The sequence below is a fragment of the Paenibacillus sp. FSL R7-0340 genome (assembly GCF_038002205.1).
Taxonomy (GTDB): domain Bacteria; phylum Bacillota; class Bacilli; order Paenibacillales; family Paenibacillaceae; genus Paenibacillus; species Paenibacillus polymyxa_B.
Genome location: NZ_JBBOBY010000001.1, coordinates 1729038 through 1743567, shown reverse-complemented (window position 1 = coordinate 1743567; position 14530 = coordinate 1729038). Strand labels below are relative to the sequence as shown.

At 47.0% G+C, this 14530-nt stretch carries 12 protein-coding genes; 1 reads left to right on the top strand and 11 read right to left on the bottom strand.

Annotated features, from left to right (window positions below; genetic code table 11):
• From MKX59_RS07785 to MKX59_RS07745, 9 genes are all read right to left on the bottom strand, one after another.
• The gene (locus tag MKX59_RS07785) at positions 1–690 is read right to left on the bottom strand and encodes a hypothetical protein (RefSeq protein ID WP_025720815.1); all 690 of its coding nucleotides are present in this window, start codon (positions 688–690) and stop codon (positions 1–3) included.
• The gene (locus tag MKX59_RS07780; RefSeq protein WP_340858034.1) at positions 687–2006 is read right to left on the bottom strand and encodes a normocyte-binding protein; all 1320 of its coding nucleotides are present in this window, start codon (positions 2004–2006) and stop codon (positions 687–689) included. The genes MKX59_RS07785 and MKX59_RS07780 overlap by 4 nt, the downstream gene beginning before the upstream one ends.
• Positions 2007–2052: 46 nt before the next feature.
• Entirely contained in the window at positions 2053–3930 is a 1878-nt protein-coding gene (locus MKX59_RS07775; protein WP_340858031.1) for a serine/threonine protein phosphatase, read from the bottom strand.
• 22 nt (positions 3931–3952) lie between these two features.
• Entirely contained in the window at positions 3953–4783 is an 831-nt protein-coding gene (locus MKX59_RS07770) for a PP2C family protein-serine/threonine phosphatase (protein ID WP_023989856.1), read from the bottom strand.
• 35 nt (positions 4784–4818) lie between these two features.
• Complete coding sequence (locus MKX59_RS07765; protein ID WP_023989857.1) at positions 4819–5349, bottom strand: FHA domain-containing protein; 531 nt, start codon at positions 5347–5349, stop codon at positions 4819–4821.
• Between the two features lie 67 nt (positions 5350–5416).
• On the bottom strand, positions 5417–5965 hold the full coding sequence (locus MKX59_RS07760; protein ID WP_264454669.1) for an FHA domain-containing protein: 549 nt from the start codon (positions 5963–5965) through the stop codon (positions 5417–5419).
• 32 nt (positions 5966–5997) lie between these two features.
• Positions 5998–6447, bottom strand: coding sequence for a J domain-containing protein (locus MKX59_RS07755; RefSeq protein ID WP_025720823.1), 450 nt, complete (start codon positions 6445–6447; stop codon positions 5998–6000).
• Between the two features lie 130 nt (positions 6448–6577).
• Positions 6578–7003 carry a hypothetical protein gene (locus tag MKX59_RS07750; RefSeq protein WP_013311475.1) on the bottom strand — a complete coding sequence of 142 codons (426 nt, stop codon included), beginning with the start codon at positions 7001–7003 and terminating at the stop codon, positions 6578–6580.
• A 119-nt stretch (positions 7004–7122) separates the two neighbouring features.
• Positions 7123–9291, bottom strand: a complete 2169-nt coding sequence (locus MKX59_RS07745; protein ID WP_023989860.1) for a hypothetical protein — start codon at positions 9289–9291, stop codon at positions 7123–7125.
• Positions 9292–9929: 638 nt separating this feature from the next.
• Between MKX59_RS07745 and MKX59_RS07740 the strand changes: the two genes are divergently transcribed.
• Complete coding sequence (locus MKX59_RS07740) at positions 9930–12017, top strand: vWA domain-containing protein (protein ID WP_340858021.1); 2088 nt, start codon at positions 9930–9932, stop codon at positions 12015–12017.
• Positions 12018–12060: 43 nt separating this feature from the next.
• Here MKX59_RS07740 and MKX59_RS07735 read toward each other — a convergent pair whose 3' ends face one another.
• Together MKX59_RS07735 and MKX59_RS07730 are read right to left on the bottom strand one after the other, a co-directional pair.
• Complete coding sequence (locus tag MKX59_RS07735; RefSeq protein WP_053325941.1) at positions 12061–12972, bottom strand: serine/threonine protein kinase; 912 nt, start codon at positions 12970–12972, stop codon at positions 12061–12063.
• A gap of 177 nt (positions 12973–13149) precedes the next feature.
• Entirely contained in the window at positions 13150–14403 is a 1254-nt protein-coding gene (locus MKX59_RS07730) for an L-lactate MFS transporter (RefSeq protein ID WP_023989863.1), read from the bottom strand.
• Positions 14404–14530 lie beyond the last annotated feature (127 nt).

Here is a 14530-nt window from a genome sequence, read left to right as displayed (position 1 = left end):
TTAATAGAGGGCGATAGCGTCTATTTTCATCGTAGGATCTTCCTCTAAAATGCCGAAATGACTTGTCCAATACAATTCCGTCGTAAAACGTGCCGGAAGAAACAAATCCAGAATCAAATCCACTTTAATCCGTGACAACGGCGTCTCCTCTTGGCCGATATAGATGAGCAGTTCGTCTTTTTCCTCACAATTGGTGTAAATGATTGAGCGATGAAAGACGCGCCGCATCGTTTCTTTTAGCAGATGTACGGCTTCTCCCGTCTCATACAGCCGCAGCAGTCCTTCAGCAATCGCGTCCTGATCCTCACGGTTTAATTGTCCAAAGCCTTCCTTTACCTTCGGGCCAAAAATGCCCTCTGCAATATCACACCGAACAAACCGGATATGGTACTCCCGCCGATTCATCCCTTGATACAAGTCCATTTCCGCCAGAAAATGCATCATAATATCAAATAGCGATTCTCTCAGCTCCAGATACTCTTCAGCATCCGGTGGAAACAGATCCCGAAAAATAGAATAAAAGCGGTAGTACGGATTTATTTCCACTACCTGCTCCAAATGGGAAGTATTCAACTCTGCCAGACTAAGCTCCATATACGGAGAGTAGCTGACAGCGGGTACGAAGCGGAATTTATCTACATCCAGCCCCTGTTCCCTCGCGCGCATGAGCAAATCCCAGACGTAATTCACACCCATTCTCCTTCACACTTGTACTCCGGAAAATACATCTGCACTTCCGATACCAGAAAGCTCATTAAATCGGATAAAATATAAGCAGGCGTGGTGGGCAAAACATCGTCAGAACCACGTCTGAACCCCAAACGCATGATCTGCTTGCCTTCCTCTGTCCGTACGTTATCGCTGACAAACGGATTTAATGGATACGTCTGGGTTTTGGTTAACAGGTTGCTTACATCATTTCTCCCTGCACCTCCCCAGATGTCCACACGTTCCAGCTCCAGCCCCTGCGCTGCTTCAAACGAGTTTACGATGCGCATGATTTCCGCTTTGGCACGGACAATCACGGCCTGTTTTCCTGCATAGCGGCCCAAAAAGCTGTCCTGTCGCCGATTGGACAATAACGGATAAGTCTGACGACTAAGTCTCGTTGTAACAGGCTTCGTAACCTTCAACACATTCCATTCGCCAGACTTATCACGTGGTGTGACAATCGTCAGTTCCTCTTCTGTACGCTTGATATACCGGATATCACCTTCAGTCCCGTCAATCAAATAACCATGCTCAGGACCTGTTTTTCGCAAAGGCAGCACATGCTCATAGTTCACACGATCCATAGCGGGTATAGGGAATCCGCTGTTCTTTAGAGATAGCCTTTCAATGTTCCAAAGCGGAAAAACGTCGCCCCTTTTAAAAACGTCGAATTCCTCCAATGAAATTGTAATTTCATGAATTTCTTCATGGGCGGCCGGCTCTCCGTCTCCACCAATCAATACACAGTCCACAAACTTATAAGCGTATGGGTGATTAATTGTTTTCCACGGCATGCCATTTTGCATAAACGTGTGATATAACTGCTCAATCTCCAAAATATAAGAACGGTTATGCTCCAAACGAAAACGAATCGGATAATTGTCGGTTTCCGTGACCAACATTCCTGAGAAAATTCGCTTGCTGCGCACCAGCGCTGAGATTCGTTCGGTCTCCATCTCAAGAAAAAGCGTAAACAGCGGCATCGCACCGCCTTCGCGTACCACCTCTGCCACACGGCTGATGTCCATCTGCTTTTCCTCCGTATCAGACGGTAACACAGGATATAAAAATTCATGAATCGGGTCATAGTCCTCACGCGATGTCAATGACACGTACACATCAATCTTTTCTTCCGTATTCTCAATTTCCTCAAATACCCGCCGTTCTAGCTGGCGGGTCATTTCTTCCTGATATTCGACGAGGTTCATAAATACCCCCGCCATCATATTTTTCAGTAAACGTCTCTGCTCTAAATCGTCCATCTTACTCAAACGGTCCTGTACCAGCTCTTTCACGACGTCTCACTCCTTTCCGGCTCCAGCTTCATTGAACATGAAAAACTTAACTTCCGTTCGCAGCAGCCCGATCTTGGTTCTCTGAATCAGACGCCCCTGCTGCTTTAGAAGCGGAATCAGCAGTTCCTTGCTCTTTGTTGGTATCCACCTTGGCCGAAGGGGCAGTTCCATCGCCTGTACCCATGCTCTTTGCAGCCGAAGTGGCTTCCTTCTTCGCGGGTGTAGTTCCCGCTGAAGCCGTTGGCGCAGCCTTCGTTTGCGATTCTGCAGCAGGGGTTGCAGCAGCGGAAGATGAAGCTCCACCCGCTGTGTCCCCTGCGTCCGTGTCGTTCAACGCTCCGTCAGACAATCCCAATCCAGCAGGAAGCTGACCATTTTTCTGCTGTTCCGCGCTCTGCTTTTCCTCCGCCTTGGCAATGCTCCGCTCCAATGCCAGAACACTTTCGAGCTTATCAATCTCCTGATAAATTTCCTGTGCCCCGCTATAGGCATCAATGGCCCCTTCATAATCGAGATCCTTCATCATCCGATCCCCTTTGGCTTGAAGTTTGCCAGCTTGAATCTCCTTGAGCTGCTGCTGAATAGCTGTCAATTTATCGTTGGCCTCGGTAATTTTCTTCTCCAGTTCTTTTTGCGCGGACGTATAACCGGATTCCATCGCAGCCTTGTTTGCTTTCTTGTATAGCTTAAGCGCATTCGTGTAATCGCCGCCCTGAAATTTTAAATCTCCGTCCTTCATCCAGCTCGCTGTCTCGGCATAGCTGTCCAATTGATCGATTTTATGCTCAATATCCTTCACATTAAACGGTGGATATAGCCCGGCGCTTTTCCGTGCTTTCTCGTAACTGGCTTCAGCTTTGGTAAAGTCCGCCTTTTCCACGTAGCCGTCTCCGTCCACCAGCAATTGAGATAGTTTCTGTTCGGCTGTATACAGTCGCTTATGAATCTTATCGTTAATTTTAACCGCCGCGTTTTTCGCTTCGCTGTAGGACTTAAGCGCCTTCGCATAATCTCCTGTCCTTGCATAATCGTCTGCGGCTTGGGCTGATTCGATCATCGTTTCCAGTGCAGCTGCCTTATTCGCAGCCATACGAGCCAGCGTAATCCATGCTCCCCCGCCCACAACAATAAAGACAAGCAACGCAATCAAAATCCGTTTGATCAGCTTACGGCGGTTTTTAGGCTTTTCCTGAAAAACTTTATTTACATAAATGGCCGCTGCCGTGTAATTATTCACCGTCCGGTGCTGTTTGCTTAGCAGAACCTCTTCCAAGGTGTCCGTCAGCATGACCGGGTCCTTCGCTTCCTCTAGCGCCCCCAGCATTTCCGCCAACTCGACGTCCTCCCACATCCCTGACGTAGCGAGCAGGATTACATCTCCATCTGCAAGCTGCGTCTTTTTGGCGTAATGGGCATGAACTCCATTCGGATTTCCCAAGTATTCCAGCAGATTGCCTCGTTCCTCATGTGTGCTGGTCGCTTCGTCTGGAATGCGTCCATCATCTGCCAATGACTGAGCCAGGCTATGATCCTTACTGCGAAAATTAAGCCTTCCATTGCGAAAATGATATAGCCGCACATTACCGCACGAAACATACACCATTTTGTTGTAGTTGGTCACTACCATCAGCAGACTGGCTTTGAGCCGAACACGACGGCTTTCAAATTGTAGCCATTCCTGCGCTTCACGCAGATCTCTCATCAAGCGCCGTTTGGACATGGAAGGCTTCTCCATGAAGTTTTCCAGTACCGTTTTGACAACCATTTCTGCGCTGCGCAGCTCCTGATCCGAATCCAGACCGTCTGCGAGGACATAACAGGCCATGTCGTCCGTCTCCATGAATGCAAAATAGTCCCGGTTGTCTATGTAAGAGCCCGCTTCCGACACAAAGGCGGTACTAAAATCGCTGTTGTCCTTGCGCATCGCTACCCCCGTCTTTCTTGTTTCATCCTATCGCCAAAATAAGTACTGTCGCATTATCCTGACTTTTAAAGCCTTTATCATTAATGGCGTCGATCATGGCATCCGCTGTTTCCTGCGGTGTTCCACCCTTGCGCATAATCTCTTCCAATTCAATCTCCGTCAGCGCCTCCTGAATGCCATCGCTGCACAGCAGTACATGATCGCCCGAATACAGACGAATCGGTGCACTACCCAGTTCCATGCTCTCAAAGCCCTCATAGCCCAAGTAGTTGACCAGTTGATTACGCACTGGACTCGTTTTGGCTTCCTCCGAGGTCATTTGTCCAGCAAGCACTCGTTCCTCCAGCAGTGTTTCCGCTGTATGCTTGGAATTGACTGTTTGGAAATGACCATTGCGGTAAATCGTAATCAGGCTGTCGCCCACCGCTCCGTAATACAGCTGATAGCCGCACACAATGACCGCAGCCAGCGTCGTTCCTCCGCCCTGTCCATTCAAATTTTGCAAAATGCCGCGATTGCTTTGAGTTGCCGCCTCTGCAAAATATCCGTTCAAATTCGTTGCATCTTCCAGCTTGGCAAACGCCTTCGTAAAAGTCGTCACAGCCAAGGTACTGGACATACGTCCATTGGCCAGTCCGCTAATACCGTCTGCGACAACAGCCAGCGTACCGACAGGTGTCGTCATACTGGAGAAATAATCATCCTGCTCGCTCCGGCTCCCGATCGTTTGACCATTTCCGATCTCAATTCCACTCACGGTACGGCTGCCGGAAATTCGCGTCAGTCGTATACGGATCATGAGCAGAACAGCGAATAGTACCGCAGCTCCACTTACAACAAAATAAGGCTGCATATCGTTACCTCCCTGCACCATTGCCCAATTCCGTCCTAGTTTTCGTTATCCCACTCAAAATGGGCGCCACACAGCGGGATAAAGATAAATTTGCTGTGTCCCAGCTGAATCACGTCATAGGCAGCCAGCTCTGCTGGTGAATATACCGCTTCGTTATTGTGGTACGCCAAACCTGATGAATCGCCTGGCAGCAAGTAAAAGTTACGTTTCTTCGGATCATACACAATGACCGCATGATTTCTACGGGAAATCGTGTTGTCCCCGATAATGCGGACATGCATTTCCTCTGCGCGCCCGATAAAGTTTTTCTCCGCCATAATGCGATAATCTTGACCCACCTGTGCTCCTTCGATGCATACCAGCCATCCAGTTACTGGATGAATGCCTACTGTCTCACCCAAATACGGCATTGTTTTGTCGTTATCTCCTGCGACGTTTGTTTTCGCTGCTGCTGGCTCTACGCTCTTGGGTGCAGCTACATTTACTACCGTGTTGCAATATGGACACGTATTTCCGTGCTTTCGTGTACTGAACATGTGTCCGTTCGGGCATCTTGTCAAACTCATAGTCGGTTCCTTCCCCCATTGTCATGATTGTCTTTTCAGCGATCTAAGGATTTTGCAGCATCCTCATCTATTTAACGAGCAGTCTCGTATTGGCAATATATAATAAGTCACCTGAGTAAATCCGGTATGGCTCACCGCTTTCCAACTTCTTGGTTGCACTTTCGTTGGCAGACCGCAAGCCTGTACCATTACCGGAATCCACATCCTCCACAAACCAGTCGCTGTTCACCCGGTTGAGTACCGCATGCTCCACACTTACCAGGGAGGCATAGTCTGTACCTACCAAATCAATATCCGCCTCTGAACGTGACGTTGTTTTACCGATTAAGAGCGACGTTTCGCCTTCGATATACCATTCTTTAATGGACTCGCCCTCTTCATCAATCAACACCAACTTGGCAATCCGATGACGTTGTGCCTTTGGCTTGGCCACGGGTACAACGGACACCAGATTGCGCAATATGTATACAAGCACGCCGATTCCAATACCTATCGCGACCACGGTTTTCAAACCGCTGTAGCCTGTACGATTAAACACATAAAAGGCGATCGCCAGCATCAGCCCGAACATGGCAACATCTATGATGAAAACCCATCTGTTCTGCGCCGTTTTCACTGCTTGCTTCCCCCATTTCTATCCTGAAATCATCACTTTTTACGAATACCGAAAAATTGGTTAAACATCGCTGAGGTATCCGTCGGATCACCGGGTTTTTTCGTTTTTTTCCCTGGTGAGCCCTCCTTCGTTTTCGGATGAAAACCAAAAAATTGCTCAAAATCAGTACCTATATCAGCCGGATTGAATCCTTTGGCAGCCGTACGCGCACCGCCGGAGGATGCAGCCCCTCTGCCTCTCTCTCGCTGTTCCCCGCCAGCTCCCTCAGTTTTTCGGATGAGCTCGGCATCGTATGCCTGCCGCAATGCTTCGTCACGCAAGGTATTATAAGCCTCGTGAATTAGCTTGAACTTGCGCGTTGCTTCCTCGCTTCCCTGGTTGGTATCAGGATGATACTTTTTGGCCAGTTTACGGTAAGCCTGCTTAATCTCTGCCTCCGAAGCATCCCGGCTGACACCGAGCAGCTCATAGTAGTTGGTCATTGTGTGATGTTCCCCTCTCCGAAAAAAATAAATATTAAGAGACCCGTAGGCCTCTTAATATTTATCCACCTTGCACTTGTGTGCCAGGTGAGTGTGTGTTTAAGCTGCACTTAACGTGAAGACGTTAAGCTTAAACCGGATATCCGCCGTCGATTGTAGCCAGCTCGGTTTTGTCTTTCTTTTGTTTGATGTAGAGTGTAAATGCACCTACACCTTCTGTGTCGCCGAAGTGCTCGTTGTAGTCTACAACGAAAGCATTCGGGAAGTGGATTTTACGCACAACTTGATCAGCTGCGATAACTTCCAGTGTTACTTTACGGTAGCTGTCTGCTTTTTCAGCAGGAACCAGAGACCACAGAGCCAGTTTCAGCGTGTCATCCGCGCTGTCACCATCTACTGCTGTGATGATTTTGCCGCTGATGCGCAGCGTGGAGCCTACGTCAGTGGAGCGTGCATTGGAATCGTCCGGTGTATCGGTGTCATAAATAACCGTTTGGATGTTATCCAAGCCCAGCTCGATTGTTTCTTGTCCTTCTACTTTCAATCTGAATCCCATGTGTGTTGCCTCCTTGAAATTAGGTAATATGATGGCGGGAGATGCAGAGCTTCTCCGCGATTTATGTATAAAGGCGGTTCTGGATAGAAACGCCTCTAACATCTTTCGTAGTGCTCGGATCATGATTTGACCGAGCTGGTTCCCTTAGTGATCATGACTTCCAGGTTCTTCACATTACCGTTGAAGACCAGATCGATATGGCACATATTGCTTTTCTCATCAATAATGAAGCTCATATCGTCTCCGTCCTGAATGATCGAGTTAACAGATCCTCTGCTGCTCAGCCACTTGCTCTTCTGACTGCTCGGATTGTTACTGAAGAAGCGGACGATATTTTCGTGTTTGAAGTCCCCTGTCTGGTAGCGCAAAATACGTTCAATGTACGTGCTGACCAGCGTCTTGTAGATGGAGTCAAAACCGTCCTCGGACATCGCCATGCTTCTCGCCTTGTAGACGGTAATCCGGCGGATATCCTTATCCTGAATCTGAGCATTCTCCGACGAGAATACAAAGCCGAAGTTTTTACGGTTGATGGCATCCTTGATCGTGTTGGTGAAACCGGTGATTTCCTTGGCCATCGTCGTCACCGTGCGCAGACTGTTGTCTCCCGCTTCAATGTCGAAGCGTACGCCAGGGAAGTTCTTATTGACCGTTTTGAACGTCTCACGCAGGTATTCAGGACACTGATAGGAAGCGACCAAGCCGGCGGCAACATAGGCTGCACCCACATAAACGCCCTCGATCCACAGCTTGAGAATATCCTCTTTCTCCTTAGAGAGCTGTACACCGTCTTCGGTCTGTAGCATTTTGCTGTCGATAATGACACCCGATTTGTCCTTCGGAATAATCGTAAAGTTCGGTACACAAGGAATGGCAAATTCGCTATATTCTCTGCGAACGAGACTGGCACATTTATCGACATATTTGTCGATACCTGCTGTCGCCATACTGTTGAAAGTCGTTTCTTCACCGGATTCAAAGTTAAAGAACATTTGAATTTTGTAATCCTTCACGACTTGCAGCAGCATCGAGAGCGATTCCATAGAATTCCCGCCCTGCTTAACGACCTTCTCGTTACCCTTGAAGCGTTCACGTGAAACCTTTACCTTACCGGCTGCTTCCAGCTCGACGGATGGAACGATACCGAACCAGATCGTGTCGCTGAATTCATTCTTAGCATTCACAGTGTTCAGGTACGTTTCCAAGCGCGGGATATTGCTGCTTTTCACCAGCATGTCCAGCTTGTTGTTCGCCACCAGCATTGTCGGCAGCATGCCTTTGCTCTTCGTTGCATATTGATCGAAGAACATTTTGACACCGAGGATTTTCTCCACAAGCGGCTTAACCGCCTTTACGAAATCGTCCTTGGCATTTTTATAGAACTCCAGATACGTGTTGTAGTTTTGAACTTCAACCGCTGTATCCACCTTCGTCTGAACAGCTGGCAGTGGCACAAATGTGCGAACCACCAAATCCTTCACATAGTCAGAAGGCGTATCTGTGATGGAGTTATAATCCTCTTCGAATACTTGGGAGAGATCGCCAGTGCTGTTCTCATCCAATAACATCAGCTCAGTACTGTCGCTCTTCGGCGCTTCAATAATTTTCAGTTCGCCGCTTTCCCCAATGGAGAGCATACCCACCTGAATCAGCTCGCCGGAGTTTTCCTCTTGGGCGCCACCGAGCAGAAGGCGGGTTTTGATGTCCTCAATTGCCAGTGGGAGCATAGCCATAACATTGTTATAGTTCTGACTCGCTTCCTCGAACATTCCATTCAGCTTGTCACCCATGTCGAGTTTCTTTGGATCGCCATCATCCAGCTTGTCGTATTCACCATACATATAGTGAATCTCTTTGCGGACTTGACGAATATCATCCATGACCTTTTTCGGTGAAATCATATCCAGCAGATTTTCAAATTTGAAATCTACATTTGTAATTCCTTGACTGCGCTTGGTATCGATGAGCGTAAACAACATTTTCAGAAAGTCATTACTTTGATTTACACGAATTTCAGAAATGCTATCCTCATCAATTCCCTCTGGCTTTTTAAGGGTGTAGACGACTTTTTGATTGGCCGCGTTAAAAAACGAATACACGGTTGGTGAAAACTTATCCAAAAATTCGTCAAAGCTGCGCACCAGAAGGTGCTGATTAATTTCCTTGATCTTTTCATCGCTCAAGCTGTCAATACCCTTCACATCACCTACAATGGTGATCAGGTCCAGCTTTTCCGGGTTAATCTCTTCAAAAAGCATTGTACGGTTGGTTTGATAAATGATTTCCATCGCTGTCGGCAAATGAATAAAGTATGAGTTATAGGTCCATTGCTCCATATACGGACACGGGATGTCCAATTTGAAACGGACGAATACTCATTTTTAGTTCTTTTGCCTCCTCCCCCCTACTTAACATTTAAATTCGTCAAAGGATTGAGCTTATACCACATTTACGGTACAGGCATGTAACCTCGAAAATCGGTCCGAAGCGTTATTCGGCTTTTAACGGCAAAGTATACAAATGAGATGTTTTTCAAATTCAAAAGTCAGATAACACAGAAATTTTAAATTTATGATTTCGTATTCCTAACTTCAATCCCAATTTTTGCCGTTGATACGAGAGCTATCATACAAAGTACCCTTCAGTTTTGTCAATTTCTGTAGTCTCAGATTGAAACAGGGCATTTTGACTCATTTTATGCGTGAATACGTAATTTTCATGATATGTTAGACCTGTTTCTTCAGGGAAATATTCACAAATGGAACCCAATTACCGATAGAAGTCCATTGGATATTTCTGATAAGCGTAAAAGAATCAAATTCATGGCTAATGTGAGGTTTATCAGCTGTTTTGATCCTTTATCCCTTATATCCCAAGGATTAGGAGAGTTGATCCCCCCATGTTGGTCTCGACGATGGAGGAGCTTATGTTCAGAATAAGGAAACTAGGGATTATTGTTTTCATGACTTTTGTACTATTTTTACAAATGGGCTTAAATGGGGGCATTTGCACTGTAAATCAGGCTAATGCAGCATCTTTGGGTGCTGTCCCGATCGAGGGTTATGATGCCGTTTTTGTATTGGATACCAGTTATTCCATGAGGGATACTGATCCTGAGGGCATTGCTGCCGAAGTCATCAATATGTTTATGGATTTGAGTGATGCAGACCGCACACGCGTAGGATTCGTTGCCTACAATCACAACGTGGTCGCCTCGAAACCACTGACTACGATTGCCGTGGCAGCGCAAAAATCCCAAATCCAGCAGGATATCAGAACGCTAAACCGTTCCGGTTATACGGATTTGGGACTTGGGTTGCGCAAAGGCTCGGAGCTGCTAGCGGCAGGAGCATCCCAAGGGCGTCAGCCTTTTATGATTCTATTGTCAGATGGAGAGACTGATTTTGGTGCCTCCTCTGGTTCCCGATCTAAAGGTGACTCCAATAACGATGTGTCCTCTGTCATCAAATCTGCACAGACCAAGGGATATCCGGTGTACACGATTGGTCTGAACCATGATGGCACAGTGAACCGACAAGAACTCGAACGGATCGCTTCTCAAACGGGTGGAGCTTCTTTTATTACGAGTAGTGCCGAGGATCTGCCGGAAATTCTGAACCGTATTTTCGCCAGTCAAATTCGCTCCAAGCTCGTTCCAATTGCTGCAATTACGACCACTGGCGAGATGCAAGAATTAACTGTAACTCTACCTGATTCTAGTATGGAGGAAGCCAATCTGGTGCTTTTGTCGGAGCATCCCCTTCTGGAAACACAGCTATATTCCAATTCAGAAAATGTCCGCAGGTACAAGTCGAGCCGATATGCGATTTTAAAAATCGAGCATCCACAGGCAGGTAAAGTGAAGTTGAAACTACGGGGCATACGCGGGGATTTGGTAAAAATCAATTTACTTGGCAGCTATCGACTGGAAGCCGAAGCTACCATGGGAGGAAAGCAAGCAACGGCAACTCATGGCGACAAGCCTGTGCAGTTGCTGAAAGGTCAAGCCACACCGTTTCAAGCTCAGCTCCTGTTACCCGACAGTCAAAAGCTTACGGATGAAGCCGTATATACGTCTCTCCAAGCCCATATTATAGTTACTCCAAAGGGGGGCACAGCCAAAAAGGTGCCTATGACCTATAAGTCAGGAGCCTTCCATACCGAATATGCGTTCCCTCAAACCGGGGATTATACATGGCAGCTATCCCTGGATAGTCCGCAATGGTACCGTAAGGGAACTGTACATAAAGTTCACGCGGCCAATGCAGCGCCTCAAGTCTTGAAAGACCTGACGATTCGCCTGGTAAAAGAAGACGGCGATTCCCGTCGAAGTTTATCGGATTTTATCATTGACCCGAATCATGACAAGCTGAACTATAAGCTGGATTCAGAAGCCTCTGGGGATACGGTCCATGCTGAGATTAACGGTAATGATCTGCTGCTATCCGAGCTCCACACAGGTGACACTCAGCTAAAGATTACCGCTACCGATCCGGAAGGCGCATCCAGCAGCGCTACACTAACCGTTTCCGTACAATCCCGGTATACAGCCATTAAATGGACGGTAGCCATCAGTGTCGTGGTAGCCGCTTTTCTGTATTGGTTCTTGCGGCCGAAGCCGCAGTTTGCCGGAAGAATCGAAGGATATTTTCTCGCTACAGCAAGTGGACAGGAGATTCCGGTAAAATCTTGGCCGCTCACCTCCTTTCCGGGTCGTAAGGTCAGCTTACAGGAGTTGTTCCGTACGCTTGACGTTCACGAACCGTTGCCAGAAGCGGAACGGATTCTATTTTCCGCAGGCAAAAAAGGGAGCCTAATCGTGAAACATGATACACGCTGTGCCTTACAGCATGGAAAGATCAGATTAGCCCGTAACAAAAAAGCGGTTATGGAGTACAGTGACAAACTGTACATTACATTCGAGGATGGTGTCACTGAAATCGAGCTGCGATACAAAGCGATTAAACCGAATACTTCAGTGTACACCGACCATATCCAAGCTCCGACAGGATAATGTCCGTCACAACGTAAAAAAAGAGAAGCACCCTCTCTTACGATTAACGAACCGTAAGAGTAGGGCGCTTCCCTTTTTTTATCCAATATTCCGCACGTAGTGCGGCTTTAAACCATCGAAGTGAGCGGCAACGCTTGTTAGCCTGTACCTCCAGACCACGCCGAATGACATACGGCAGCAGAGAAAGTCCCGCATTTTCAATCTGAATCCGCTCGGAATGATCTGCAAACAATCGGCCTGGCACATCTGGCGGAGGTGTTCCTTTTCGGCAATAATACAGCGTGGCGGCCAAACTATAGATATCCGATACAGGCCCCTGCTGCGAACGATTAGAGTAAAATTCCAGCGGAGAATAGCCCGCCGTGGTGAAGATCGGATGCTCTTTACCTTCAAAATGCACAGCCGAACCAAAATCAATCAGCTTGATGTTGCCATTTTCCCCAATCATAATGTTGCCCGGCTTAATATCCCGGTGAATAATTCCTTTGTCGTGAATGTACTCCATGGCATCAATTAAAGGTAGCACCGTGTGGTACAAAAAAGTGGGATCATACGTTGGCACAGCCTCTTCTTTCATCATTCGATCCAGTGTCTTGCCTGCACAGTATTCCATGACCAGATAGGCAGTTCCATTTTCCTCAAAGTGATCTATATAACCGACAATTCCCGGATGACTTAACTCCTTCAACATTTGCCCTTCACGCAAAAAATAATGCATAAACTCCACGTATTTGGATTGCATAGAAGCACCGCAAGTGACCGTTTTTCGATCCATCCCCCGCAAAGCCAGTGCATTCGGAAAAAATTCCTTAACAATGACCTTTTCTCGGTTATCCAACAGCCTTGCCGTATACACGATGGCCAGCTCACTGCGGGACAAGGCGCTTCGAATTTGATATGTATTTCGCAGCTTCGTATTGCGGGCAAGCAGATTCCCGCTTGTATCCACGATCATGACTCGTCCTCCTGTCAGGTTCTTAGCTTATGTCTTTTGTATATATCGGCTTATTACACATCTTTTTATTATACCGTAAAATAGATTATTGGAAAAACAAATAACCTGCCATAATCTCCCTTAGAGAAATGATGACAGGTCTTTTGGCATTCATTTGGTTCTTTTTTCTCAAATCGTTTAACCCAGTTTCGTTCCAGGCTTCATGCTGCGCACACTGTTCGTATTTTTCTTCCGTTCACTGCGCAGTTTGCCTTTGCCTTGTTCTGGAGTGCGAATGGTGAGGGCAATAAGGAACGATACGACACACAGCACAGCAATCGTGGTAAAGGTCGGGATGAATCCACCGAGCAAGGCTGCGATAAATGACCCCGCCAGCGCACCGAGGCCAAAGCCTTGATACACAATACCATAGTTTTTGCTTTGATTTTTCAGGCCGAAGAAATCAGCTACGATGGCAGGAAAGACTGTAATGTTGCCGCCGAAGCAAAAAGCAATTCCTGCTACACAGGCAAAGAACAAACCATAATTCAGCGGTACCAGACTCAGCACTGTAACTGCGACCGCCGTTGTTAATAGAGCACCCGCTACTACTTTCAGACGACCTACTTTATCCGATAGCGCACCTAAAATGATCCGACCCGCCGTATTAAAAATAGCGACCATAGCGACCGCATTAGCGGCTGTTGCTACATCTAGACCGGCCATCCGTACGCCGATATCCTTGACTACTCCAATCAGGTAGAGACCACTCATACAAGCGGTAAAGAACATTACGAACAGCAGGTATGCCTGCTTGGTGCGCAGCATTTCTTTAACGGTGTAGTCCCGCTGTACAACCCCATTTTGTACCGAAGGCTTATTCACAACTACAGCTTCTCTTACCAGGAAAGAACCACCCACAATCATGATCAGCACGATCATTCCCCAATATAAAAACGCTTGTGATACGCCAACGGACTGAATCAACGAACCATTAATATACTTGAATATAAGACTGCCTGTTCCATATGCCCCAACCGAAATACCGGAAATAAGTCCTTTTTTCTCAGGAAACCACTTAATCAGATTCGACAATGATGTAATATATGCCGTTCCATCCGCAAAACCTACGACAATACCCGCCAAAATGTAAAGCAGGGACAGCGATGTTACCTGCGAACTGAGCATAAGCCCTGCTCCTAACACGACACCTGCACACAAAATCAAACGACGTAGTCCCCATTTATCCTGTAGTTTGCCTGCGAATAATGTAGCAAACGCCAGTGCAAAACTGGTAATTGAAAATGTAATGGCAACCGAACTGAGGTTCCAGCCAAAGCGGTCCACCAACGGTTGATTAAATAAACTCCATGTGTAAATGGTTCCTAATCCCATCTGGACAATTATCGTTCCAAGCACGACAAGCCAACGATTTCCGCTGTTTGTTTTCATATAAATCTCCTCTTTTCATTCCGGCTCTACAGCGTCAGTTTGTTATCATGATAACCGGGAATCCAGTACGCTTTGCGCCTGTGGAGGAGCAAGTCTGTAAGGATTCTCTCTACATCGATTATTATAA

What these genes read in the sequence shown, in the direction of transcription:
- MKX59_RS07730 (WP_023989863.1), bottom strand. Translation starts at nt 14,403, where the DNA reads ATGAAAACAAACAGCGGAAATCGTTGGCTTGTCGTGCTTGGAACGATA.
- MKX59_RS07755 (WP_025720823.1), bottom strand. Translation starts at nt 6,447, where the DNA reads ATGACCAACTACTATGAGCTGCTCGGTGTCAGCCGGGATGCTTCGGAG.
- MKX59_RS07765 (WP_023989857.1), bottom strand. Translation starts at nt 5,349, where the DNA reads ATGAGTTTGACAAGATGCCCGAACGGACACATGTTCAGTACACGAAAG.
- MKX59_RS07770 (WP_023989856.1), bottom strand. Translation starts at nt 4,783, where the DNA reads ATGCAGCCTTATTTTGTTGTAAGTGGAGCTGCGGTACTATTCGCTGTT.
- MKX59_RS07740 (WP_340858021.1), top strand. Translation starts at nt 9,930, where the DNA reads ATGTTCAGAATAAGGAAACTAGGGATTATTGTTTTCATGACTTTTGTA.
- MKX59_RS07735 (WP_053325941.1), bottom strand. Translation starts at nt 12,972, where the DNA reads ATGATCGTGGATACAAGCGGGAATCTGCTTGCCCGCAATACGAAGCTG.
- MKX59_RS07775 (WP_340858031.1), bottom strand. Translation starts at nt 3,930, where the DNA reads ATGCGCAAGGACAACAGCGATTTTAGTACCGCCTTTGTGTCGGAAGCG.
- MKX59_RS07745 (WP_023989860.1), bottom strand. Translation starts at nt 9,291, where the DNA reads ATGGAAATCATTTATCAAACCAACCGTACAATGCTTTTTGAAGAGATT.
- MKX59_RS07750 (WP_013311475.1), bottom strand. Translation starts at nt 7,003, where the DNA reads ATGGGATTCAGATTGAAAGTAGAAGGACAAGAAACAATCGAGCTGGGC.